General features: G+C 60.5%; 23 protein-coding genes. 13 read left to right on the top strand and 10 right to left on the bottom strand.

The window, feature by feature from the left end:
• Window positions 1–33 precede the first annotated feature (33 nt).
• Complete coding sequence (locus tag P3T24_RS30335) at window positions 34–237, top strand: hypothetical protein (protein ID WP_143787656.1); 204 nt, start codon at window positions 34–36, stop codon at window positions 235–237.
• A 3-nt stretch (window positions 238–240) separates the two neighbouring features.
• Here the strand turns inward: P3T24_RS30335 and P3T24_RS30330 are convergent, their stop codons facing one another.
• Window positions 241–1,140, bottom strand: a complete 900-nt coding sequence (locus tag P3T24_RS30330; RefSeq protein ID WP_429288894.1) for a LysR family transcriptional regulator — start codon at window positions 1,138–1,140, stop codon at window positions 241–243.
• 220 nt (window positions 1,141–1,360) lie between these two features.
• On the opposite strand from P3T24_RS30330, the gene P3T24_RS30325 reads away from it, so the two are divergent.
• On the top strand, window positions 1,361–1,846 hold the full coding sequence (locus P3T24_RS30325) for a MarR family winged helix-turn-helix transcriptional regulator (RefSeq protein WP_429440332.1): 486 nt from the start codon (window positions 1,361–1,363) through the stop codon (window positions 1,844–1,846).
• Window positions 1,843–3,246, top strand: a complete 1,404-nt coding sequence (locus tag P3T24_RS30320; RefSeq protein ID WP_429440330.1) for a DHA2 family efflux MFS transporter permease subunit — start codon at window positions 1,843–1,845, stop codon at window positions 3,244–3,246. The genes P3T24_RS30325 and P3T24_RS30320 overlap by 4 nt, the downstream gene beginning before the upstream one ends.
• Window positions 3,247–3,273: 27 nt before the next feature.
• On the opposite strand, the gene P3T24_RS30315 is transcribed toward P3T24_RS30320, so the two are convergent.
• Both P3T24_RS30315 and P3T24_RS30310 read right to left on the bottom strand, forming a co-directional pair.
• Entirely contained in the window at window positions 3,274–3,693 is a 420-nt protein-coding gene (locus tag P3T24_RS30315; protein WP_429440328.1) for a secondary thiamine-phosphate synthase enzyme YjbQ, read from the bottom strand.
• 109 nt (window positions 3,694–3,802) lie between these two features.
• The gene (locus P3T24_RS30310; protein WP_074267370.1) at window positions 3,803–4,189 is read right to left on the bottom strand and encodes a hypothetical protein; all 387 of its coding nucleotides are present in this window, start codon (window positions 4,187–4,189) and stop codon (window positions 3,803–3,805) included.
• A 314-nt stretch (window positions 4,190–4,503) separates the two neighbouring features.
• Here P3T24_RS30310 and P3T24_RS30305 point away from each other — a divergent pair, with 314 nt between their 5' ends.
• Window positions 4,504–5,490, top strand: coding sequence for a chemotaxis protein (locus tag P3T24_RS30305; protein ID WP_074267371.1), 987 nt, complete (start codon window positions 4,504–4,506; stop codon window positions 5,488–5,490).
• A 74-nt stretch (window positions 5,491–5,564) separates the two neighbouring features.
• Complete coding sequence (locus P3T24_RS30300) at window positions 5,565–5,852, top strand: DUF1330 domain-containing protein (RefSeq protein ID WP_074267372.1); 288 nt, start codon at window positions 5,565–5,567, stop codon at window positions 5,850–5,852.
• Window positions 5,853–5,895: 43 nt separating this feature from the next.
• Here P3T24_RS30300 and P3T24_RS30295 read toward each other — a convergent pair whose 3' ends face one another.
• From P3T24_RS30295 to P3T24_RS30280, 4 genes are all read right to left on the bottom strand, one after another.
• Complete coding sequence (locus P3T24_RS30295) at window positions 5,896–6,696, bottom strand: hypothetical protein (protein ID WP_074267373.1); 801 nt, start codon at window positions 6,694–6,696, stop codon at window positions 5,896–5,898.
• A gap of 81 nt (window positions 6,697–6,777) precedes the next feature.
• Entirely contained in the window at window positions 6,778–7,623 is an 846-nt protein-coding gene (locus tag P3T24_RS30290; RefSeq protein ID WP_074267374.1) for a carbohydrate ABC transporter permease, read from the bottom strand.
• Window positions 7,620–8,510, bottom strand: coding sequence for a carbohydrate ABC transporter permease (locus P3T24_RS30285; RefSeq protein WP_429440327.1), 891 nt, complete (start codon window positions 8,508–8,510; stop codon window positions 7,620–7,622). The genes P3T24_RS30290 and P3T24_RS30285 overlap by 4 nt, the downstream gene beginning before the upstream one ends.
• Before the next feature lie 145 nt (window positions 8,511–8,655).
• Window positions 8,656–9,888: an ABC transporter substrate-binding protein gene (locus P3T24_RS30280; protein ID WP_074267376.1), complete on the bottom strand. Its 1,233-nt coding sequence runs from the start codon at window positions 9,886–9,888 to the stop codon at window positions 8,656–8,658.
• A gap of 339 nt (window positions 9,889–10,227) precedes the next feature.
• Here P3T24_RS30280 and P3T24_RS30275 point away from each other — a divergent pair, with 339 nt between their 5' ends.
• From P3T24_RS30275 to P3T24_RS30255, 5 genes are all read left to right on the top strand, one after another.
• Window positions 10,228–11,001 (top strand): SDR family oxidoreductase, encoded by a 774-nt coding sequence (locus tag P3T24_RS30275; RefSeq protein ID WP_429440325.1) that lies wholly within the window; start codon window positions 10,228–10,230, stop codon window positions 10,999–11,001.
• Window positions 11,002–11,058: 57 nt separating this feature from the next.
• Window positions 11,059–12,135, top strand: coding sequence for an ABC transporter ATP-binding protein (locus P3T24_RS30270; RefSeq protein WP_429440323.1), 1,077 nt, complete (start codon window positions 11,059–11,061; stop codon window positions 12,133–12,135).
• A 74-nt stretch (window positions 12,136–12,209) separates the two neighbouring features.
• The gene (locus P3T24_RS30265; RefSeq protein ID WP_074267379.1) at window positions 12,210–13,079 is read left to right on the top strand and encodes a MurR/RpiR family transcriptional regulator; all 870 of its coding nucleotides are present in this window, start codon (window positions 12,210–12,212) and stop codon (window positions 13,077–13,079) included.
• A gap of 253 nt (window positions 13,080–13,332) precedes the next feature.
• Complete coding sequence (locus P3T24_RS30260) at window positions 13,333–14,127, top strand: substrate-binding periplasmic protein (protein ID WP_429440322.1); 795 nt, start codon at window positions 13,333–13,335, stop codon at window positions 14,125–14,127.
• Complete coding sequence (locus P3T24_RS30255) at window positions 14,124–16,871, top strand: bifunctional diguanylate cyclase/phosphodiesterase (protein ID WP_429440320.1); 2,748 nt, start codon at window positions 14,124–14,126, stop codon at window positions 16,869–16,871. Before P3T24_RS30260 ends, P3T24_RS30255 begins: the two co-directional genes overlap by 4 nt.
• Window positions 16,872–17,403: 532 nt before the next feature.
• Here P3T24_RS30255 and P3T24_RS30250 read toward each other — a convergent pair.
• From P3T24_RS30250 to P3T24_RS30240, 3 genes are all read right to left on the bottom strand, one after another.
• Window positions 17,404–17,799 (bottom strand): hypothetical protein, encoded by a 396-nt coding sequence (locus P3T24_RS30250; protein WP_254368967.1) that lies wholly within the window; start codon window positions 17,797–17,799, stop codon window positions 17,404–17,406.
• A 339-nt stretch (window positions 17,800–18,138) separates the two neighbouring features.
• Entirely contained in the window at window positions 18,139–18,567 is a 429-nt protein-coding gene (locus tag P3T24_RS30245; RefSeq protein WP_074267383.1) for a DUF3331 domain-containing protein, read from the bottom strand.
• Window positions 18,568–18,600: 33 nt separating this feature from the next.
• Window positions 18,601–20,310, bottom strand: a complete 1,710-nt coding sequence (locus P3T24_RS30240; RefSeq protein ID WP_429288904.1) for a thiamine pyrophosphate-dependent enzyme — start codon at window positions 20,308–20,310, stop codon at window positions 18,601–18,603.
• 281 nt (window positions 20,311–20,591) lie between these two features.
• On the opposite strand from P3T24_RS30240, the gene P3T24_RS30235 reads away from it, so the two are divergent.
• The 3 genes from P3T24_RS30235 to P3T24_RS30225 all read left to right on the top strand — a co-directional run bounded on the left by P3T24_RS30235 (window position 20,592) and on the right by P3T24_RS30225 (window position 22,600).
• On the top strand, window positions 20,592–21,317 hold the full coding sequence (locus tag P3T24_RS30235) for a 4'-phosphopantetheinyl transferase family protein (RefSeq protein ID WP_429440318.1): 726 nt from the start codon (window positions 20,592–20,594) through the stop codon (window positions 21,315–21,317).
• A 65-nt stretch (window positions 21,318–21,382) separates the two neighbouring features.
• Complete coding sequence (locus P3T24_RS30230) at window positions 21,383–22,039, top strand: RNA polymerase factor sigma-70 (RefSeq protein WP_429440317.1); 657 nt, start codon at window positions 21,383–21,385, stop codon at window positions 22,037–22,039.
• Between the two features lie 363 nt (window positions 22,040–22,402).
• On the top strand, window positions 22,403–22,600 hold the full coding sequence (locus P3T24_RS30225) for a hypothetical protein (RefSeq protein WP_074267387.1): 198 nt from the start codon (window positions 22,403–22,405) through the stop codon (window positions 22,598–22,600).
• The last annotated feature ends 3 nt before the right edge of the window (window positions 22,601–22,603 follow it).

Raw genomic sequence — 22,603 nt, 5'->3', positions numbered from 1 at the left:
CCAAACTCCTTCTTGAGCAAGAGCGATAACGCTATGTTTCGCATCCTGCTGCATTTTCCGGAGCGCGATAATCGATGGATTCTCAAGCAGGCTTTCCTTCCAGGAAAGGCTCATCTGGAAGGAAGGGCGAGCGGTGGTGGCGCTTTAGACGGTGGTCTGCATGCCGATTCGGCCAATTGTCTGATGGGTCGTGCTGGAGGGGGCGGCCTTTCAGGCGATCAAGCGGGCTATGTGTAGGAGCTAGACATCCCGTTCGCGGAAGTGTTCAACCGCCAGGTCAATGAACGCCTTGACTTTGAGCGACTGGAACTTGCGCGTCGAGTAAACGATCCGGAACTCTCGGTCCGCCAGGTGATACTCAGGCAATACGCGTTGCAAGCGTCCGGTGCGGATGTCGTCTTCGACCAGATACGCGGAGAGGGTGGCGATGCCCATCCCGGCTAATGCGCTTTCACGCACCATCCCGATGTTGTTGCACACAAAGCTGGCCTTGGGATGCGCAGCTATAGGCGTACCGTCGGCGGCGTGGAAAACGATTTCTTCGTTGCTGTGTTCAGTACGGAATGCCAGGTATGCGTGATGGGCCAGATCCGATGGATGTTTAGGTGACCCATGCGCATCGATATAACTGGGCGCTGCGCAGACGTAAAAGTCGGTATGCGTAAGATGGCGCGAGATCTGGCTCATGCCATGGATCCGGCGTGCCGGAAGGATCCCGAGATCGAACTCCTCCTCGATCAGATCGACCGTGCGATCGGCGAGAACGAATTCGACGACGACGTTAGGATACGCGCGCTGGTAAGCGGCGAGTACCGGCGCCAGTTTCCGCTGGGCAAAGAGGGCCGGCGCAACGACACGGATTCGCCCCGAGGTACTCACCGCATTGGCCGAAAGCATCAGGTAGGTCTCTTCGATCTCGCCGAGAATCTGCCGGCAACGCTCCAGATAGATGCGTCCAGGTTCGGTCAGCGACATCTTGCGTGTAGTTCGTTGCAGCAAGCGGGTACCGAGGTGGTCTTCAAGTTCGGAAATGATCCTGCTTGTTCTCGGCACCGCGATATCGAGCGCCTCTGAGGCACGCGCGAAGCTGTTGAATTCCGCAACTTTGACGAAGACCCGCATCGAATTCAGTGCGTCCACCTTGCATTCTCCCGGTCGCTGTTAAGAGCAGGCGTGGCAGCGCTTTGCCCTGGATACAGAAGAGACTTTAGCGGGGAGCGATTCAGTTGTTAGGTCAAGTACTTTCGAAATTCGGACATCCGGCACGCGGGATCGTTGGCGAATCTGAGCCGCGCTGACCGGCATCGTGCTTCGTGGCCAACTAAATTAGAAGTTAATCTTCCAAGTTTACCTTGCAAGTTTGCCTGTTTTTGTCCATGCTGTGTCTCATTGTTCCATCCAGACGTTCCTGAGACATATGTCTAAAAAGCCTTTCGATCAAGCCATCATCGATTTTATGCAAGCCATCGGGATGCTGGTGCGGCGGACCCGTAGCGAATCCTATAGCGACGAGCTTTCGTTCACGGAATCGATGGTCGTATCACGTCTCGCGAAAGACGGTCCCGCCACCACGGCCGATCTTGCGCGTGCCGAGGGGATGAAACCCCAGTCAATGGGCACGACGGTGGCGTCGCTCGAAGAAATGGGCATGATCAAACGCAAGCCGCATGCGACCGACGGGCGCCAGGTGCTGATCGAGCTGACCCAGAAGGCTGTCCAGCTGCGCAAGAAAACGGGGGACGCCAAGCGCATGTGGCTGTCGCAGTCGATTGACGCACTCGATGATGAAGAGCGCGAAACGCTCTTCAAGGCCGGCGAAATCATCAAACGGCTGGCGGAAAAATGAGCAGCTCCACCCGAAGCGCGAACACATCGAATCGCATCGATCCAATGGTCTGGCGGGTCGCAGTTGTCGTATTGATCGCGCCAATCATGACGCAAGTCGATTCGACTGTCGTAAACGTAGCGTTGTCGACCATCGGTCAGTCGCTCCACGCGTCGATTGCGTCGGCGCAGTGGATCATCAGCGGCTATCTGCTCGCGATGGCGCTAATGCTGCCACTTAACGGCTGGCTGGTCGACCGCGTCGGCGCGAAGCGCATTTACCTTGCGTGCTTTGCCGCATTCACACTTGCCTCGCTTCTCTGCGGCGCGGCACGCACCATGGACGAATTGATCTGTGCCCGGATCGCTCAAGGACTGGCGGGAGGCGTGCTGACGCCGATGACGCAAATGATGATCGCACGCGTCGCCGGAAAGAACATGGCGCGTGCGATGGGCTATGTCACCGTGCCTATCCTGGTCGCGCCGGTTGTCGGCCCGGTGCTGGCCGGGGCGATTCTCGCGCATGCCACGTGGCCCTGGCTGTTTTACCTCAACTTGCCGCTTGGCGTGTTGGGCGTCATCCTGGCGGTTCGACTGCTTCCGCGCGATACGCTGGCGGAGCAAAAGCGGCCGTTTGATTTTCCTGGCTTCCTGTTGATCTCGCCAGGTCTCGTAGGCGTCATCTATGGCCTGCAGAACACGTCTATAACGCTCGGAAAATGCACGTTAGTGGTGGGTGCGCTGTTTCTCTGCGGCTTTTTCTATCACTCTTTACGTCGCGGCAGCGCGTCGCTGATCGACGTGAGGATTTTCCGCAACCGGATTTTTTCGGTTGCCGCAGCCACGCAATTCTGCGCGAATGGGATCATGTTTGGACGGCAGCTTCTCATTCCGCTCTACCTCATAACCGGTTGCGCGTTGTCCCCCGCTCAAGCCGGCTGGCTGATCTCAGCAATCGGGGTTGGGATGATGTGTTCGTTCCCACTAGTAGGATTCCTGACGGACCGGTACGGTTGCCGCGCGGTCTCTGCCGGAGGGGCAGGCCTCGCCTTTCTTGGCATGCTGCCGTTCCTATGGATGATCGAGCATCAGTTCTCGCCTGTATGGGCAGCACTCAGCCTGTTCGCGACGGGAGCGGGGCAGGGAACGATCAATATACCGTCAATCACCGCAGCCTATTCGTCGATTCCGAAGGACAGGATTCCGCTGGCGAATACAGCGTTAAACATCGCGCAAAGGCTCGGCGCGCCGATTGCGACCACCCTGCTGGCCATGGTCATGTCGCTTTCGATGCATGCCGCAACGAACGCCGAACCGCAGCGGTTTTTTGTCGTGTTTATCGTCCTGACCGGTTTTCATTTGATGACCGTGGGCGCGGCAGGCTTTCTGCCCTTAAGGATTCATCGCCCCGCCGAATCTTGAGGCGCACGCGACGAACAGTCCCGTTCATCACTCCCCGATGAGGTGCGCGACGATGTCGCGTGTCTGGGGAAGGCGTCGATGTTCGAACAGGTAGATGCCTTGCCACGTGCCCAACGTCATGCGTCCATGTTCGACCGGTATGGAAAGCTGCACCTGGGTGAGGGCCGTGCGCAGATGCGCGGGCATGTCGTCGGGTCCTTCGGTGTCGTGTTCGTAGCGGGTGAGGTCTTCGGGCGCGAGCGTGCCGAAGTAGGTTTCCAGATCGCGTCGCACAGATGGATCGGCATTCTCCTGAACGAGGAGAGACGCGGAGGTGTGACGGCAAAACAGCGTCAGGATGCCGGTCTGGATGGACGCTTCATGAACAAACTCACGCACGTCCGCGGTGAATTCAACAAGCCCGCGCGCGGGCGCCTTGACGTGCAAATGGCGAATGGCTTGGTGCATCGAATCGACTCCTGCCTGGCCGGTTTTCGAAGTGTGAAGACGTAGGCGCTGGGGCGCATCGTGCGAGGAGACGACGGCACCCGCTGCTGCGATGAGTATGCCACGCAGCTTACAGGGCCGGACATGACACCACGTTCAGCGGGGCGAGCACGGTGCCGGGCTGCCCCGCACCGGCGGGTTGTCCTTGCGGCGGTGTCGAGATCAGACGGGTGCTGTTTGCCGCGGCATTCGCGAGCACATAGAGTTCATGGCCGCCGTCGGGCTGCCAATAGGCTCGATACACGCTTCCGTCGACGAATACCTGTAACGCGCCGTGCACCGTCTTGCCACCGCCGACGAAATCAACAGGTTCGCCACTGCGTAGCCGGAAGCCACCATCCGGCTGGTTCGCCCCGCTGGCTCCGACCAGCCTGCCGCATGCGTCGCCCCCATCTGCCGCCCACGCGGCGGTTGAGAGCAGCAAAACGGCCAGCGGGGCAATCGTCTTCAGTTTCATGGCGTGAACTCTTTGGTGAGGCCTGCGAAAGGCATTGGGTCGAAAGGCAGCAGCAAGATTCATGACCGCACTTTGCAGCGTTTGATGAATACGCGGCGTGCGAAACGCTTTCGTCTAACGTTTATTGCCGGCTCGCAATCGTTTGCGTGTTGCTCGCAAACCCTTAAAGCGCAGAAAAGCTGCGTAAAACGCTCTGATTGCGCTGAATTTTGTGCGCAGTGCGCCGATAACCAGCTATGAGGCGGGAGCGTTCGATCGGTGTCATGGGCGACATCAACGCGCTGTGCCCGGTAATCGAACCCGGAGAATCAGTAATGGCATCAGAATTGCGCGCGACCGATGAACGTACAAGCTTGACCAGCTCGAACAAGTTCGAATTGCTGCTGTTTCGCCTTGGGTCGGTTCCCGATAGCGATGCCCACGAGCTATACGGTATCAACGTCTTCAAGATTCGCGAAATTTCGACCATGCCGAACGTGACGCCGATTATGGGCGCGTCGGAGTTTGTGATGGGCGCGGTGGATATTCGCGGGCAAATCATTCCGGTGATCGATCTGCCGCGACTGATGGGCTGTCAGCCGACGCGCGGCCTGAACATCCTGCTGGTTACCGAGTTTGCGCGCTCTACGCAGGCTTTTGCGGTCGAGGAAGTGGACGACATCGTCCGGCTCGAATGGAACCAGGTGCTGACGGCCGAGGGTGCCGCTGCCGGCAAGTCGGTGACGAGCATTGCGCGCATCGACGGCAACACGGGCGATTCGCGGCTCGCTCAGGTTATCGACGTCGAGCAGGTCTTGCGCGACGTTTTCCCGACCCAACACCCGGCGGTCGATCCCAATTCGGTCGGCGCACACTTGCGCATGCCGCCCGGAGCCAAGATTCTCGCGGCGGATGATTCGGGCTTTGCACGCAAGCTGATCGAACAGGCTTTAGGTGCGATCGGCGCGGAGTACATCATGGCCAAAACCGGTGAAGAAGCCTGGAACATGCTGCAGCAGATCGCGCGCGACGCCCAGGCTCAGAATCTGCGCGCACGCGACAAGGTCGCCCTCGTCCTGACCGACCTCGAAATGCCCGAAATGGATGGCTTTACGCTGACCCGGCATATCAAGGGGGATGCGCGTACTCGCGACATTCCGGTTGTGATTCATTCGTCGCTGACCGGAGCCGCTAACGAAGCCCACGTGAAGAATGCGGGTGCGAACGGATATATCGCCAAGTTCGCGGCCGGTGAACTGGCGCAAGCAATCCGCAAGGCGATCGAGGGGTCGCTGGACGAGCTTCAGGTGCAGACGGCCTGAGCAGCACGGCGGACCATCACGCGCTTTCGTGGCATCATCTGTGGCACCTCCACTCCACTGCAGGAGCGCATGCCATGGCAACGTATATCGTTTTCACCCGCGAAAGCACGCAGGATCAGGCCGAACTCGACATCTATCAGAGCAAGGTGGGCGCAACCTTCAAGGGGCATCCCATCAAGATCCTTGCTGCCTATGGTCCGCAGCAGGTGCTCGAGGGTGACGCGCCTGAGGGTGTCGTGATTGTCGAGTTTCCCACCACGGAAGCGGCACGCGCCTGGTACGACGGTCCTGAGTATCAGGAAGTCAGGCAGCACCGCTTCAAAGGCTCGAAATATCGCGCCGTTCTCGTCGAAGGCGTTTGAGGCGACCGGCGCCGCTCTGGCGGCGCCAAATCAGTTTGCCAAGCTAGTTCGACAAATGCAGGTTCTTCGTTAGCACCGTACCCGTGTGCGGGCTGATCAGCCAGACGGCGCGAATATTGGCGTACAGAACCGAGGTTCGGGTCGTGATGTCGGTCGGCTCGTCATCGGTTGGATCGCTGTGTTCGCGCTTATCGCTCAGGTAGGGCGGCGTCAGGTCACACATCAGCGCAATGGCGAAGTCGCCGTCGACACTGGCGAAGGTCGCTTGCGGGACCGTGAGGTGCGCGCGCACCTTGGTCTTGCTGGATGCGTCGAGCTTGAGTTCAACGAGATCGATCTGCTGGACAAATCCTTTCGCTTTGGCTTCCGGGGCTACCACCAGACCGCGTCCGCTTTGCCCGGCGACTATTTTCTTAAGCACTATCATGCCCGGCGCGTCGTCGCTTGCCAGATCAGTCTTGACGGTCAGGGAATGGTTTTGCGAACGATAGAGCACGCCGTACGGCAGCGGTACGACGAAAACCAGATCGTGATCGAGACCGACCTTGGCCAGGTCGAGATTGGGCGGCGGCTTGCGGGCAGGAATCAGTTCGCGTAGACGCTCGGTCAAGGTGGGCCAGTTCGCATGGACGCGCCCTGTCGCCAGCGTATCTCTAACCGCACCGGGGTCGTCGCCGACAACAGGCCGCGCCGCGAAAATATCCGCGCGCGGCGAGACTTGCGCCTGGCTCGCAGCCTTGACATCGGAGGCGGCCTGCAAGGATGCGGCATGTGCAAGCGCCTCGAAGCAGAGCAGGGCGCAAGCAGCGTTGAAGCGAATCAGTCGGGATTTCAGGTTGGACACGACGAAGCCCTCCGGGACGACCGCAGTCTAGCGTAACGGTGACCGGAATGGGCGACGTCTGCGCCTCGTGAGCTTGCCGATTTACTTCACTGCCCCCAAAGCGAGTCCTTTGACCAGATAGCGCTGCAGCCAGGCAAACACCACGGAAACCGGCAAGGTTGCGCACAGCGTCGCGGCCATGACCAGATGCCATTCGACGACGTATTTCCCCGCCACCATATCGGTGACCTGCACGGTGAGCGTCTTGTTTTCGGGCGAACGGATCAGCGTATAAACCACCGCAAACTCATTCCACGCGTTGATAAACGTAAAGATGGCGGTGACGACAATAGCTGGTACGGCCAACGGCAGGAACACCTTGAATACCGCCTTGGCTCTGCCGCAGCCTTCGAGCCACGCCGACTCTTCCAGGTCGCGCGGCACGGTCTGAAAGTATGACGACAGCATCCATACCGCGAACGCAATGTTGAACGCCGCGTACGAGACGATGACCGCCAGCTTCGAGTCCACCAGATTGCCGTCGCCGTAGGGAATCATGGCGGCGAGGCGGAACAGGCCGACCACCAGCAGGATGGGCGAGAGCATCTGCGTGACGAGCAGGAACTGCCGGTACAAGCCGCGTCCCTTGAACGGAAAGCGCGCGAGGGCATAGGCCGCGGGCAGGCTGACCGCCAGCGCGAGCGCCATGGAAAGCAGGCTGATCACCACGCTGTTGCGCAACGCCACGCCGAAGTTGGCGGCCTCCCACATATCCGCGAAGTTGCTCCATTGCCAGTGCACCGGCAACCAGCGCGCCGGATAGACGAACACCTCGTTGGCCGGCTTGAGCGCGGTAAACAGCATGATCGCAAACGGGAACAGCACCAGGACGATCAGCGGAGAGAGCGCGAGCCAGCACCACAGCGTGCGTTTCATCTTGAGGCTCATGCGTTCTCTCCTTCTTTCGCCGGCTGCATGCGTAGATATAGCATCGAAAACACGAACAGCATGACCAGCATGATCAGCGACACCGCTGCCGCCTGACCCGGACGTCCAAGCCGGAAGCCGACTTCGTATAGATAGGTAACGAGGATGTGCGTGCTTTCATCGGGGCCGCCTTGCGTCATGACCCAGATGATCGGAAACGAATTGAACACGTAGATCACATTCAGCAGGATCGCCATGTTGACGAACGGCTTGAGCAGCGGCAGCGTCAGCTTGCGGAACTGCTGCCATGCGCTCGCTCCGTCGATACGCGCCGCTTCGTAGATATCGCCTGGTACGGATGACAAACCGCCCAGCAGGATGGTCACCGTGAACGGAATCGATACGAGAATCCCCACGGCGATCTCGACCGGAAACGCGAGCTCAGGTGTAGCGAGCCAGTGAATCGGCCCGTCGATGAGGCCGAGCCGGTGCAGCGTGACGTTGACCATGCCGTAGTCGTCATTGAAGGCCCAACGCCACACGACGGCGGTCATCGTCAGCGACACGGACCACGGCAGCATCACAATGGTGCGTGCTACGCCGCGTCCATAGAAATCCTGATTAAGCACGAGCGCTACCGGCACGGAGATCAGCACGGTGCCGCCCACCACAAAGAAGGTCCAGTAGACGGTTCGCCTTAGCGCACCGAGAAACTCCGGATCGGCAAAGACGGTATAGAAATTCTTCAGCCCGGTGAAGTCACGGATGGCGCCAAAACGCGAAACGTCGTGCAGCGACTGATACACGATGTTGAAAATCGGATAGCTGATGATAAACAGCGCCAATATCAAACTAGGCGCGATCAGCAACCAGGGCGCCGACAGGCGCGGGGAAGCAGGACGGCTCATGCGTGCTCGATCGTAAGTCGCGCCGGACGCTCGATTCAGCCTCGAGGCCGGTGCAACGGGATGGGCCGGGTACAACACAATGCGCGCCGCTGACAGCAGCGGCGCGCACCGGTCTACATTGACACGTTGTTAAATTACCCTGGCATTACTTGCCAAGCGATTCATTTGCCTTTTCGGCTGCCGCGTTAAGCGCAGCGGCCGGCTGGGCCTTGCCAAGGTAGATCGACTGCATGGCGTCGGATACAGCCTTGGCGGTATCTTCCCAACCCGTGATGGTCGGAGCGAACTTCGCGCTCGGCAGCAGCGCGATAAACGCCTTCGTATCAGGATTGTCGAACGCCGGGTCGGTCGCTTCGGCCTTGGTGGTCGGCAGGAAACCTTCCGTGCTGGTGAACTTCACGCGCGGTTCCTTCGTGAACAGATAGTCGAGGAACTTCCAGGCGCTCTTCTTCACCTTCGAGTTCTTGAACATCACGATCGAATCCGTCACTGCATACGTGGCGTGCGTCGTGCCCATCGGGATCGGATCGATGCCGTACTTCAGGTTCGGCGCTTCCTTGGCGATCTGCTTGGAGAGGAACGGTGCCGAGATCACCATGGCGACGCGGCCCTGCTTGAACAGGTTCTGCACGTCTTCACGGCTATAGCCCGTCACGCCCGGTTCAGTCAGGCCGTCGTCGATCAGCGTCTTGTACAGCGTTGCTGCCTTCACGCCAGCCGGCGAGTTGAACGCAGCTTTGCCGTCCTTGCCCACCACTTCGCCGCCATAGCTCCACAGCGCGTAGTAAAAGTAGACGTCCGTTTCGATTTCCTTGCCTTGCAGACCGAAGCCGGCAATGCCTTGCGCCTTCAGCTTCTTCGACGCATCGATCACGTCATTCCAGGTCTTCGGGCCGTTCGGATAACCGACCTTGGCCAGCAGATCCTTGTTGTAGTAGAGCGCGCGGGCGGAGGCGGCGATCGGCAGGCCGTACACCTTGCCGTTGATCTCGCCCGGAGCGAGGAACGGGCCGATGAAGCGGTTCTTGAAGCTCGCATCCATGTAGCCGTCGAGCGGCTCAGCCACATCGTCCTTCACGAAGTCGAGCAGCCAGCGTGTGCCGACGATCGCGAGATCGGCGTTGGCGCCGCCCGTGATGTCCGTTTGCAGTTTCTGTTGCAGCGTGTCCCAGCTCACGTCCTCGATCTTGATGGTCGTGCCGGGATTGGCCTTTTCGAAGTCCGAGGCAACTTGCTGGAAGTACGGTGCGGTGGCGTCGCTGTAATGGGCGACGGTCACGCGGACCGTGTCGGCGTGTGCCGCGACGGCCAAACCTGCACACGCGAGCGCTACGGCAATCTTGCCTAGCGCGAAGGAAGCACGGGCTTGCAACGACATTTCTCTCTCCTGTGTCGATCGGAGTTAGCGCTTTAGCGCTTACTCCGGTCCCATCCAACGAAGATGGGGGGTGGTCTGCTGCCGTCGCCGGCTGCTGGGTTATCAAATTGTTTGAAAAAATCCTACAGGAGTTAAAAAATGTTGTCACGTAGGGTCTACGATATTTTTTATCTGGGCCGTTTATGCTTAAGATGCTGTAAAGAAGGCGTATTTTGTGCGGTGCGAAGACGGACGTAGAATCCGCCGAGGCACTCAGGATAAGCGGTTTGAGTGGTTTGTGTTGGAAATTTACAGGGTGCGAAGGGTTTTGGCGCCGGTCAACCGAGGGTGAGGGAAGACATGAATCGAGTGGTTTTGGTCACCGGCGCCGCTGGCGGGATCGGTAGCGCGCTGTGCCGGCGTTTTGTCGAGCAGGGCGATACCGTGCTCGCGCTCGACCTCAACCCGGCCGCGCTCGATGCGCTTGCCGCCACGCTGGGCGCAGACCGAGTCACGCCGGTCGTGGCCGATCTGGCGGACCCCGCGTCTGTGCAGGCGGCGGTCGCGCAGGCGGTCAAGCTGCGCGGGCCGGTCGACGTGCTGGTGGCCAACGCGGGCGGCGCAAAATCGCCAACGCTGGCTGCCACCGACATCGCCAGCTGGCAACGCGACGTGAACCTCAACCTGAATGGCACGTATTACACGGTGGAAGCCGTGCGCGCCTCGATGATCGAGCGCCAGCAGGGCGTGCTGGTGCTGATCGGCTCGGTCAACGGGCTGGCGTCGCTCGGTCACCCGGCCTACAGCGCCGCGAAAGCCGGCTTGATCAGCTATACGAAGGCGCTGGCGCTGGAACTGGGCAAATACGGCATCCGCGCGAACATCGTCTGCCCGGGCACCGTGAAAACAAAGGCGTGGCAGGCGCGCGTCGACAAGAATCCACAGGTCTTCGAGAACCTGAAGAAATATTATCCGTTGCGCGACTTCGCAACGCCGGACGACATCGCGGACGCGGTGCAGTTTCTCGCCTCGCCGATGGCGCGCGTGATTACCGGCGTGGCTTTGCCGGTCGACGGCGGCCTGATGGCAGGTAACCGGCTGATGGCCGAGGATTTGACGCTCGAGACGTTTTGAACCAGATGAACGTGGTGCGCCCACCTCGCGGTTGCACCGGACGACGATGAGGACAGCATGGCAGCAGTGCAACTGAGCGGCATTTTCAAGCGTTATGGCGACACGCAGGTGGTGCACGGCATCGATCTGAATATCGACGACGGCGAATTCGTCGTGCTGGTCGGGCCGTCGGGTTGCGGCAAGAGCACGCTGATGCGCATGGTGGCCGGACTCGAGGAGATCAGCGGCGGTGACCTGATGATCGGCGGCACACGCGCCAACACTCTGGCGCCGCAGCAGCGCAATATCTCGATGGTGTTCCAGAGCTATGCGTTGTATCCGCATCTTTCGGTCTACGAAAATATCGCCTTCGGCCCACGCATCCGTAAGGAATCGTCCAGCAGTTTCAAGCCGCGCATCGAAGCCGCGGCGAAGATGCTCAACCTTGGCAGCTATCTGGACCGTTTGCCGCGCGCGCTCTCCGGCGGGCAGCGCCAGCGTGTAGCGATGGGCCGCGCCGTGGTGCGCGAACCGTCTTTGTTTCTGTTCGATGAACCGCTGTCGAATCTCGACGCCAAGCTGCGTGTGCAGATGCGTACCGAGATCAAGGCACTGCACCAGCGGCTGAAGAACACGGTCATCTACGTCACGCACGATCAGATCGAAGCGATGACGATGGCCGACCGGATTGTCGTGATGAACGCGGGACGCATCGAACAGATCGGCCGGCCGCTGGATCTGTACGACCGGCCGGCGAACCTGTTTGTCGCTAGTTTTCTCGGCTCGCCTTCGATGAATTTCGTCGACGGCGTGCTGACGAGCGGCGCAAGCGGTCTCGCGCTGAAGCTGGCGGACGGCAGTGAGGTGGCCTTGTCGCAGACACCGTCCTCCGCCAAAACCGGCGCGAAGGTTACGCTTGGCATTCGACCCGAGCACGTTGATGTCGTGGCGCCGCCGGAAGGCGTCTCCATGGAGGTCGAAGTGGTCGAGCCAACTGGCGCCGAGACCCACTTGTACGGGAAAATAGGCGGCAGCACGTGGTGCGTGACGACGCGCCAGCGCTCGACCATCGAGCCTGGTCAGCGCGTGGCGCTACGCTTGCCGGTTGGACACATTCACCTGTTCGATACGGAGAGTGGACGCAGGCTCGACTGAAATCGCGTGTGGCCGCCGTTTTGAGTTGTACGAAGCGCGGATTCCAGACCTTGAACCCATAAGGAAACACACTGGTGTCCGCTCCCAACCTGATTCCCCACATTCGCGGTGCGTTGACCGAGTTACGCCCAGCCGAGCGCAAGGTCGCCGACATGGTGCTGAGCGACGTCGACTTCGCCATGCGCGCGAGCATTACCGAGCTCGCTCAGCGCGCGGACGTGTCCGAGCCTTCGGTCACGCGCTTTTGCCGCGCGGTCGGCGCGAATGGCCTGCGCGACTTCAAGATGCAGCTGGCGCAGAGCGTGGCGGGCGGTTTGCCGTATGCGTCCACGGCCGTCGCACGGGATGACGACATCAAGACCTTGCTCGACAAGGTCGGCGAAGCGGCGGTCGACGGCATCACGCACGCGCGCGAGGCGCTCGATCCGGTGGTAGTCGAAGCGGCGATTGCGAGCCTGGCCAGCGCGCGTCGCGTGTATTTCTTCGGCGTAGGATCAGGCTCGGGACTGGTGGCCCAGGATGCGGCACTGCGCTTCCTGCGACTCGACATCGCCGCCAGCGCTTTCGTCGACGGTCATCTGCAACGCCTTTATGCGGGGCTTCTCGAACCCGGGGACGTGGCCTTCGCAATTTCGCACTCGGGGCGCAGCATCGAGGTGAACGAAAGCATTCAGATCGCCAAGGAGCGCGGCGCCACGACCATTGCGCTGACCAATGTCGGCTCGCGGCTTGCGTGGCTCGTCGACATTCCGCTGCTGCTGCGCGTGCCGAGTGCGATCGATCCACACACGCCGGGCGTATCGCGGCTCGTGCATCTGTGCATCATGGATGCGCTGGCTATCGGCGTGGCCCTCAAGCTTGGGCCCAAGACCCTCGAAAAGATGCGCCATGCCAAGGCACGCCTGTCGAATGAGCCCGAACCTGCAGCGGGTGAATCGTCCTAGCGGCGTTCGCCGCTTTCTTTCCCGCTTTCTTTCCCATTACCCTCAAGAATCGCCAGGCGCTGCCGTTAATGCGTATGGAGCGCTTTTGGATTGAATCTTTTAGCGATTCGAGCGGATAGGTGTAAGCTGGCATCCGAAAAAATCCGCATTTAATCAATTGCTCTCAATGCGACGGGGACGGCAAAATCCGAAGGCGGAGTCGTTTTCGACGGAATTGAAGGCGGTATCCTGGTCACCTTCACATGGAGACGCTGTGATTCGACGCGGCCTCGGGGGTCTGCTGCTCGCATTGAGTTGCCTTGGCAGCGCAATGGCGGCTGGTCCGATCTGTTCCCGTTCGTTTACGCTGGCGTTGCACGATCACGGTCTGCTCTATTCGGTCGACACCGACACGGGCATCGACAAGGACTTCGCCGACGAGTTGATCCGTCGCAGCGGTTGCCAGATCAGAGTCAGCCTGATGTCGCGCGCGCGCATCTGGAAGCTGATCGAATCTGGCGCGCTCGATTTCAGCCTGTCCGGGATCGCCAATGACGAGCGTAATCAGTACGCGGATTTCGCCTGGTACTTCAGCGACAAATACTATTTGCTGGTGCGCAAGGATGCCGGCATTCGGCAGTTAAGCGATTTCGAGCACAACGACCAGTTTCAGCTCGGCGTTATCCGCAGCTTCCGCTATAGCGAATCGGCCAACCGGCTGGTTGACGATCTGACGGCGGAAAACCGCGTTAGCCAGGCCGGCGGGCTGGACCCGCTGTATAAGGCGCTGCTTGTGGGGCAAATCCAGGGGATGATTATCGAGCCCTTCGATTACCCCGCTATCGATGAAACGAAAATTCGCGATGTGACCACTATCGTGGAGTTCAACGATCCCGCCGTACCGCACGGCGTGATCATGTCGAAGAGGTCGCTGTCGCCGGCCGAGCGGGAGAAATGGCGGGCGCTGGTAAATGAAATGCGTGCGGACGGCACCGTACGGCGGATCTTCCAGAAGTATTTCAAACCTGACCTCGCCGATTCGATGGTCGACTTCCAGACGCCGCCGTGAGCTGGACGCGCCTTATCCTGCTGCCACTCCTGGTCTTGTCCACTTCACTCAGTGTGACGTGGGCACTTTGGGACCATGAGCGGCAAGCTGCGCGCCATGAACTGCTTACCCAGTTCGACTTCTCGCTGGGCGACGCTGTCAGCCGGATCGAACAGCGTATGGGCACGTATGAGCTGTTGCTGCGCGGCGTGCAGAGTCTGTTCAGCGCGACCGGCACGGTGGACCGCGAGCGCTTCCACGATTACGTCAGCACGCTTGATCTCGACGCCAACTTCTCGGGCATTCAGGCCATTGGCATCGTCACGTGGGTGCCGGCGGCGCAAAAGGCCGACCACATCGCCGCCATGCGCCAACAGGGCCTGCCCGACTATACGATCCAGCCTGACGGTTCGCGCGAAAACTACGCGCCTATCATCCAGCGTGAGCCTTATATTGGCCTCAATCGCGCGCCGCCAGGTTTCGATGGCTGGACCGACCCGGTGCGCCGCCACGCCATGGAGCGGGCGCGCGATTCCGGCATGGCGGCGATTTCAGGGAAGGTTCGCCTCTCGGTGGATTCCGAGGCCACGCCTCGCCCCGGCTTCGTCCTGTACCTGCCGATCTACGCACCCGGGCAGTCGCAGGACAGCGTTGCCCAGCGCCGCGCTCACCTGATCGGCTGGGTCTATGCTTCGTTCCGCATGCGCGACGTGATCGCCAGTTTGTACGGCGAGCAGCCTCCCGGGCTGACCATCGCGATCTACGATGGTATCGAGCCTTCGGCCGCGACGCTGGTGTACAAGACAGCCGATGCGGGCGGCCATCATTTGCCCACGGATATTTCGGCCAACGAATATCTCGTCGTCGACGGTCACGACTGGACGCTTTCGATGAGCGCCCAGGACGATTTCAATGCCCGCTTCGGCCGCAACACAGCCCTGTTGATTGCCGCTATCGGGACGGGCCTTAGCCTGATGCTGACCGTCCTCACCTGGCTCATCATGACCGGCCGCGGCCGCGCGATGCGGCTCGCCTCGGCGATGACGAAAGAACTGCGTGACAACGAGGCCGAACTTCGCATCGCCGCGGTTGCGTTCGACTCGCAGGAGCCGATGATGATCACCGACGCCGACGCCAAAATTCTGCGCGTGAACTCGGCGTTCACCGCATGCACGGGCTACACACCCGAGGAAATCGTGGGCCAGACGCCGCGCGTATTTCAGTCGGGTCGTCACGACGAAGCGTTCTTCCGCGCGATGTGGGAAGCGATTCAGTGTGACGGCGCGTGGCAAGGGGAAGTCTGGGACCGTCGCAAGAATGGCGAAATCTACCCGAAGTGGCTGACGATTTCCTCGGTGAGAGGCGACGATGGGGCTATCAGTCACTATGTCGGCACGCATCACGACATTACCGAGCGCAAGATCGCGGAAGAGCGAATCAAGGAACTGGCGTTCTTCGACGCGCTGACCCGCTTGCCTAACCGGACCTTGCTGCTGGACCGCCTGAAGCAGGCGATTACCGCGAGCGCGCGGAGTGACACGTGCGGCGCCTTGCTCTTTATCGATCTGGATCACTTCAAGACGCTAAACGACACCCTGGGCCACGACAAAGGCGACTTGCTGCTGCAGCAAGTCGCGCAACGCCTGGCCGCGAGCGTACTTGAGAACGACACAGTGGCCCGCGTAGGGGGCGACGAGTTCGTGGTGGTGGTGGGGAGCCTGCACGAGAATCGCGAGGAAGCCGCCACCCAGACCGAAACGCTGGGCGAAAAAATTCTCGCTGTCCTCGGTAGTCCGTATCAACTTGGAGACATTGAATATCGCAGTACCGCGAGCATCGGCGCCACCGTGTTCAAGGGACATCAGACGTGCATCGACGAACTGCTGAAGCAGGCAGACCTCGCAATGTACAAGTCCAAGGAAAAGGGTCGCAATGCGGTGTGTTTCTTCGATCCGGACATGCAGACCGTCGTGTTGGAGCGGGCCGCGCTGGAAGCCGGGTTGCGCAATGCGATCGAGGCCAATCAGTTCCTGCTGCACTACCAGGCTCAGGTCGACGGCACACGCGTAACGGGTGCGGAAGCGCTGGTGCGCTGGCAGCATCCCACTCGCGGTATCGTCCCGCCTGCCGAGTTCATTCCGTTGGCGGAGGAAACCGGTCTGATCCTTGCCCTCGGAAGCTGGGTCATGGAGGCGGCCTGCATGCAACTGGCGCAATGGGCCACGCGTGCGGACATGGAACATCTCACGATTGCAGTGAACGTCAGTGTCCAGCAGTTCCGCGAACCTGATTTCGTGGACAAGGTTTTGACCATCATTGCCCGCACCCGCGCGCGGCCAGACAGGTTGAAGCTTGAGTTGACCGAGAGCGTGCTGGTCGACAACGCACAGGACATCATCCAGAAGATGGCGGCGCTCAAGGCAAAAGGCGTGGAGTTCTCGCTCGACGACTTTGGCATTGGCTATTCATCGTTGTCCTATTTGAAGCGTTTGCCATTGGATCAGTTGAAGATCGACCGCTCATTCGTGCGCGATGTGCTGGTCGATCCGAACGACGCCGTGATTGCCCGCGCCATCATCGCGCTTGCACAGAGCCTCGGCCTCGGGGTGATTGCCGAAGGCGTGGAGACCGAGGCGCAGCGTGACTTCCTCGCCGGAGCAGGATGTCACGCGTATCAGGGGTACTACTTCTGCCGGCCGCTTCCGATCGAAGGCTTCGAAGAATTTTTGAGCACGCTCGAGGCCCGGCAATGTGTGGCCGAGTAGGCTACTGACGCGTTCGCGTGTTGACAGTCCCATTCACGAACGTAGGAGATGACGGCGGAGATAGAAACGGTCCGCGCCCGGATTCCGGGTGCGGACCGTTTTTACTGTGTAGCCGCGCATCGTTATTTTATGTCGCGGCTTTTTATAGGCTCTCAGGTTCCAACGGATACAGCCGTACTGCAGGAAAAAATGTACTCCCGGCTGCATTTTCTAAGCAAGCAAAAATTTCTGGGTCAAACCCTGGTGATGGGTAATAAATACCTGACTGCGCGCGAGATAGGGTGTGCGTAGATTCTTCCAGGTTGAGCAGGCGGGGATATAGCAACGCCATGGGCGATCAGGCGCAGGAACGAAGCCTGATAATTCTGGAAACCAGGCAATCCTGAAGATGCCTTATGGATCGACTTTCAGATGGCGTATGAAGATCGGGGCGCAGCCTGCAGGCTGCGCCCCGATTGTCTGGAGCTGTGGTGGGTCAACGCCGGCCCCCGATCCTGCCGGTGGGTGGCGCGTACACCGTGTGCCGTGTCCGTTAGCTGCGCGCCCGTTCGATCGCAGTTGTAGCCAGCTCTCGCGCAAGATCTCCATACAGCTCGGCCCACTTGCCAAGCAGGCTGGGATCGTCGGTCAGGAACAGTGGATGTTCGGCCCATACGGTGACGCTTGCACCCTCCCAGGCAACCTCGAATATGCGCAGGTCCTCATCCTCGCTGACACCGCCATCTATCAGGTCACGAAATGAGGCAAGGCCGTGGAGAGAGACATCGTGGGGAGCAATGCAATGGATTGCGGCCAGCGCGGCAATGGCTTCCTTTTGCGCGGCGATGCGGCTGTCGGCCATCAGGAACACGATGCTTTCGTCACGCCCGTGCCCGGATATCACGCGATACAGCGAGGTTTTGCAACGATGGCTGAGCTGTGTGCCCATGGTGGCCTCCGCTTTCGCGCGCAATTCGTCAATGCGCTGGATCGCAGGCCTAACTTTGATGGGCGCCCCTGAGCGCCGTTTCCGGTTGCGATTGCGGTAGCGATCGCTACACCGGTGCACGTAAAAGCCACACGCAAGCAGGCTGACTAACGCGAGAATCGCGACGCCTACGAGTACTGCCAGATCTGTGCGCACCATTTCAGGCTCCATTCAGTCCGGCGCGTGCGTGGCCTGACATCTCCCGCACGTCTCCTGTCGTTCGTTAGAACACGATTATTCTAGTCAGCAATCTATCCCCCTTTGGGACGCTTTTCTACCCAGGGTTGGACCGGGTTCGGGTTACCACGAACCTTTCGGGTTCGGAGAGGACATGCCAGCCTCGAGGCGAGCAATGGCGGCTGCGGATATCGCCTGGCGGGCAATCGCCATGTTGCGCCGCCGCACGTTTGCGCGATAGACGGGGTCGCCCGCCAGGAACGTCTCGCCGCTCAGCGAACAAACGCCTTTGCGGCGGGCGACGCGCAAAGTCCAGGTCTGGTCGCCATATCTGCCCGATGTCGCGTCAGCGAGAGCCACCACGATGGAGGTCGGTGATATGCGCTCGAGGATCTCGATCCGTGTGGAGTTTCGTACGGAATCCTGACGTCGCCGGTCCGCCGCCGCCAAGGCCCAACGGGCCTCGGCGGCCCTGACGACCGCAAGCGGCGACACGGGTGCCAACAAGGCCAGCACTTGCTGCCACCGTTGATCGTCTGCACTGTCTTTCATGGTTCGTTCCGTATCGAATTCGCCTGGCAAACCTTATAAATTTTCCCGGATCATGGCGAAGACATCGGCGGATTGGCCTTGCAACATCGCTTTCGCTGAGTACAGGACCATCCCGTACGCGGAGCCCCAATCGATCTTCGGCGGCATCACGAGCGTCATCGTATCCACCTTGACGTTCAGAAGTGCGGGGCCCGGTTCCTTCAACCAGGTCACGACGGCATCTTCGAGCTCATCGGCCTTCGTCACCGTGCGCCCCCAGAATCCGATCGCTTCGGCGACCTTACCGAAGTCCGGGTTTTGCAACCCTGTGTAGAGCGGCAGCATGCCTTCGGACTTCTGTTCGATGTCGATAAACCCGAGCTTGCCGTTGTCGAACACGACCACCTTGATGGGCAGCTTCTCCTGCACGGCCGTCATGAGTTCACCGAACAGCATGGCAAGACCGCCGTCGCCGGACATCGAAATCACCTGACGTCCGGGCTGGCACTTTTGCAACCCCAGCGACATTGGCAGAGCAGCCGCCATCGTGCCGTGTAGCAGACTCGAAAACACGCGGCGTTTTCCGTTCGTTTCGATGTGCCGATACAACCAGACGGTGGGGGTGCCATCGTCGGCGCAGAAGATCGCATCGCTCGCCGCGTGCCGGTTGATCAACTCGGTCAGATAGATGGGAGGGATCGTCCCACGGTCCGACGGGACCGCCTTGGACCGGTGGCTCTCCAGCGCATCGGCATGCCGTGCGACGAGCCTGTCGCGGAACTCGGTGGACGTGCGCGGTTTCAGGCGTGGCAACAACGCTTCCATGGTGGACCTGATATCGCCAACCAGCCCTAGCGTGACCGGATGCCGGCGGCCGAGGTGATCGGGTGCGATGTCGATCTGAACGATTTTGGCCTTCTCCGGGTAGAACTGCCGCCATGCGAAGTCCGCACCCAACAACAGCAAGGTCTCGCATTCGGACACCGCCAGGTAACCCGCTTCGCTGCCGATAATGCCGGTCATGCCGACGTTGTACGGGTTGTCGTGTTCAAGCACGTCCTTGGCGCGCGACGTGTGTGCAATCGGCGCCTTCAGCCGCTCGGCCACCGCGAGAATTTCAGCGTGGGCGCCGCGGCATCCCGAGCCGCCGTAGATGGCAACTTTCTCGCCCGAGTTGAGAATGTCGGCGACACGGTCGAGGTCCGCGTCATTTGGCCGGACCATGGGCACATTCGTGTGGACCGAATACGGCACCGCGTCGCTCGCAGTGGCGTGGGAGATGTCAACCGGAACGATCAGCACGGCCACGCCACCTTTTGCAATGGCGGTTTGACACGCAATCACCGTTTTACGCCGGGCCTGCTCCGGCGTGATGATCATGTCGCAGAACACGCTGCACGATCCGTAGATCGCCTTGAAGTCGACCTCTTGCGGAAAGTTGAAGCCGATTTCCTCGCTGGCCACCTGGGTTGCAATCAGGATCACCGGCGCACGGTTGCGGTTGGCGTCCACCAGACCATTGATGAAGTGAAGACTGCCAGGCCCGCAACTTCCGGCAACGGCCGTCAGGTTGCCGGTCAACATGGCTTCGCCTTCGGCAGCGAATGCTCCCGCCTCTTCATGGCGCACATGGACCCACTCGATGTCGCTCTCGTTGATGTGGTGAGCGATAAGGTTCAGTGTGTCGCCCACGATCCCGTAGCAATGCTTTACGCCAGCCGCGGCGAGCGTTTCCACGATGATTTCGGCCACTTTTTTGCCCATACTTGTTCTCCAGAGGATGCTTTGTTCGTGAACCGGTCTACCGCCTTTGGGAACTGCAGATGCGCAGTCGGCCAGTGTTCTTCTCGCTCACCGGACCGGTGGGATGGTCTCGGTATGTTGAGCGGAGTCCTCAGCATCGAATATCCCTCTGATGGGGGAGCGGGGCCGTGACAGGCCTGTCTGGCTGGCTTCCGAAGCAGGCGATCTGTAAAGTGGCTGTCCCGTATCGGGTACAGTGGCGCATTCCGCACGCCCGCCGGGCAACGCATCCGCACCCCGCGATGAAACGCATTCCTCTCTTTCCGTTGTTGCATGACGGCCCGTCCGATGTTCAGGTGTGGCGAGTCGATATCGACTTCGCCGCAACGCTCGCTGACGAAGCGTTCAGCGTGCTTTCCGGCGACGAGCGCGCGCACGCGCGCGTGTTTCGCCGCAGCGAAGATGCGCTTCGCTTCGCGACGGTGCGCGCCGCTTTGCGAGAGCAACTCGCGAGTACGCTCGCCACCGCGCCGCACGCGCTGCGGCTTGTGCGCGACGCCATGGGCCGTCCGTCGCTGGCTGAAACCACGTCATTGGATTTCAACGTGTCGCACTCGGGCGCGCATGGTCTGATCGCACTATCCATGCGACGCCGGGTAGGCGTGGATATCGAGCAGCGCAGCGCGCATCTCGACTGGCGCTCGCTTGCCTCGCTGACGCTGGCGGGCAGCGAAGCGGCCTGGCTCGACGAGGCGTCTGCGGACCAACGTCTCGAGCACTTCTACGACGCCTGGGTCGCGAAGGAGGCCTTGCTCAAGACAACAGGCGTCGGCGTGGTGCGTGGGTTGCAACGTCTGACGGTCCTGCCGCGTGAGGGTACGCAGGTACGTTTGCGCGATCACGTGCCTGACGAGGCCCGGAATCTCGCGGCGACGTGGCTCGCTGCGCCTGCGGGTTATGCCACGTGCGTCGCATGGTCGACGCAGGAACGCCTCGTCCCTTTGGCGGGTGATGGCACTTTTAAATGATATTGAGAATTATTCGCATTTAAGTTAGATTACGGCCTCTCAATGGATTAACGGAGGCTGGATCGATGGCGGATGGACTAGCGGGACCCGCACAGGTTTTGCACCGTGGCCGCACGCCGCGCGCGTCCCTACCGCAGACCGGCAAACGTCGCCGGGAACCGGGCCAGACCGCTGACGCTGCGGGCGGCTGCGGCGGTGCGTTGCTGGACGTGCTGATCGGACATCGCCCGTCGCTGGTGACGCTCGCGGCCTCGTTCGTCGGTTGCGGCAGCCGCGCCGAAGATGTGGTGCACGACGTGTTCGTCAAGCTCGTGGCTTTTCCCAACCAGGATGCAATTCGTCAACCGTTGGCATATGTCACGCGGATGGTGCGCAATGCCGCGATGGATGCGTGCGATCGCGAGACGCTCGAAAGCACCTGGCAGGCTGACGCAGAGGACGGCCTCGATATCGCTTCGTCTGACCCGGGTCCCGAAGCGGCGCTAGCGACTCGCGATGCGCTGCGCCACGCGTTCGCTGCGTTGGCCCAGTTGCCTGAGCGCACGCGTGCTGCCTTCGAGTTCGTGCGCCTGCGTGAAGAGACGTTGCAGGACACGGCTCGCGCGCTGAATGTGTCGCAGACGCTGGTTCACTTCATGGTTCGCGACGCGGCGAAGCATTGCGCCGATTGCGTCCGTCCCGGTACTGGTCAGAAAAACCCGGCTGGCCGCTGGCGGGGATAAGCGCGTCGATCCAGTCCGGTATTCATATATACGGGCTACCTGTTTACCCTGGCGGCGACTTGTCCGGCAGTGCTCGACTTGCCGCCGCAACTACGTTCAAACGCTTGCCGGTTCTGGCAAAGCGCATATTTCACCGAGATCGCGCACGCCGGTCATCAGCCGCGGCTTATCTCAAAAGCCATTTCCCACATATTGATATTTTGCGCTGGCCCGAATTAAGATGACTTCCCTCGATACGCGACGCGTGTCGATCCGGCGAGGAGTCGCATTTGCGGTAATCCGTTCAATGAGTCAGGTTTCGGGACGCGACGGCTGACCGTCAGAATCCCGTCAAGGCAGCCCCTAAAAGCTTGGGAGACAAAGATGCTGAGCCCTCATGAATTCGCAACGCTGATGCTGGTTAAGGACGCCACGGCGCAACTGGAGGTTGATCGGGCCGATCTCGACGTTCTGCTCGCGCGCCAACTCGTCAGTCTCGAACACGCGGGCTCCGGCGAGGCATTGCCGCGTTTGACCCGTGAGGGTTACTCGTTCCTGAAAGCGGCTGGCCGCATTCACTGATAT

This window comes from Paraburkholderia sp. GAS33 (assembly GCF_050436645.1).
In the GTDB taxonomy this organism is placed as follows: Bacteria; Pseudomonadota; Gammaproteobacteria; order Burkholderiales; family Burkholderiaceae; genus Paraburkholderia; species Paraburkholderia phenazinium_B.
Note: the sequence above shows the minus strand (reverse complement) of the source record. Positions and strands in the feature narration are given on the sequence as shown.

Coding starts and splice junctions, on each gene's coding strand:
- P3T24_RS30270 (WP_429440323.1), top strand. CDS start 11,059: ATGGCAGCAGTGCAACTGAGCGGCATTTTCAAGCGTTATGGCGACACG.
- P3T24_RS30305 (WP_074267371.1), top strand. CDS start 4,504: ATGGCATCAGAATTGCGCGCGACCGATGAACGTACAAGCTTGACCAGC.
- P3T24_RS30285 (WP_429440327.1), bottom strand. CDS start 8,510: ATGAGCCGTCCTGCTTCCCCGCGCCTGTCGGCGCCCTGGTTGCTGATC.
- P3T24_RS30235 (WP_429440318.1), top strand. CDS start 20,592: ATGAAACGCATTCCTCTCTTTCCGTTGTTGCATGACGGCCCGTCCGAT.
- P3T24_RS30290 (WP_074267374.1), bottom strand. CDS start 7,623: ATGAGCCTCAAGATGAAACGCACGCTGTGGTGCTGGCTCGCGCTCTCT.
- P3T24_RS30225 (WP_074267387.1), top strand. CDS start 22,403: ATGCTGAGCCCTCATGAATTCGCAACGCTGATGCTGGTTAAGGACGCC.
- P3T24_RS30250 (WP_254368967.1), bottom strand. CDS start 17,799: ATGGGCACACAGCTCAGCCATCGTTGCAAAACCTCGCTGTATCGCGTG.
- P3T24_RS30240 (WP_429288904.1), bottom strand. CDS start 20,310: ATGGGCAAAAAAGTGGCCGAAATCATCGTGGAAACGCTCGCCGCGGCT.
- P3T24_RS30320 (WP_429440330.1), top strand. CDS start 1,843: ATGAGCAGCTCCACCCGAAGCGCGAACACATCGAATCGCATCGATCCA.
- P3T24_RS30230 (WP_429440317.1), top strand. CDS start 21,383: ATGGCGGATGGACTAGCGGGACCCGCACAGGTTTTGCACCGTGGCCGC.
- P3T24_RS30275 (WP_429440325.1), top strand. CDS start 10,228: ATGAATCGAGTGGTTTTGGTCACCGGCGCCGCTGGCGGGATCGGTAGC.
- P3T24_RS30245 (WP_074267383.1), bottom strand. CDS start 18,567: ATGAAAGACAGTGCAGACGATCAACGGTGGCAGCAAGTGCTGGCCTTG.
- P3T24_RS30300 (WP_074267372.1), top strand. CDS start 5,565: ATGGCAACGTATATCGTTTTCACCCGCGAAAGCACGCAGGATCAGGCC.
- P3T24_RS30335 (WP_143787656.1), top strand. CDS start 34: ATGTTTCGCATCCTGCTGCATTTTCCGGAGCGCGATAATCGATGGATT.
- P3T24_RS30280 (WP_074267376.1), bottom strand. CDS start 9,888: ATGTCGTTGCAAGCCCGTGCTTCCTTCGCGCTAGGCAAGATTGCCGTA.
- P3T24_RS30310 (WP_074267370.1), bottom strand. CDS start 4,189: ATGAAACTGAAGACGATTGCCCCGCTGGCCGTTTTGCTGCTCTCAACC.
- P3T24_RS30315 (WP_429440328.1), bottom strand. CDS start 3,693: ATGCACCAAGCCATTCGCCATTTGCACGTCAAGGCGCCCGCGCGCGGG.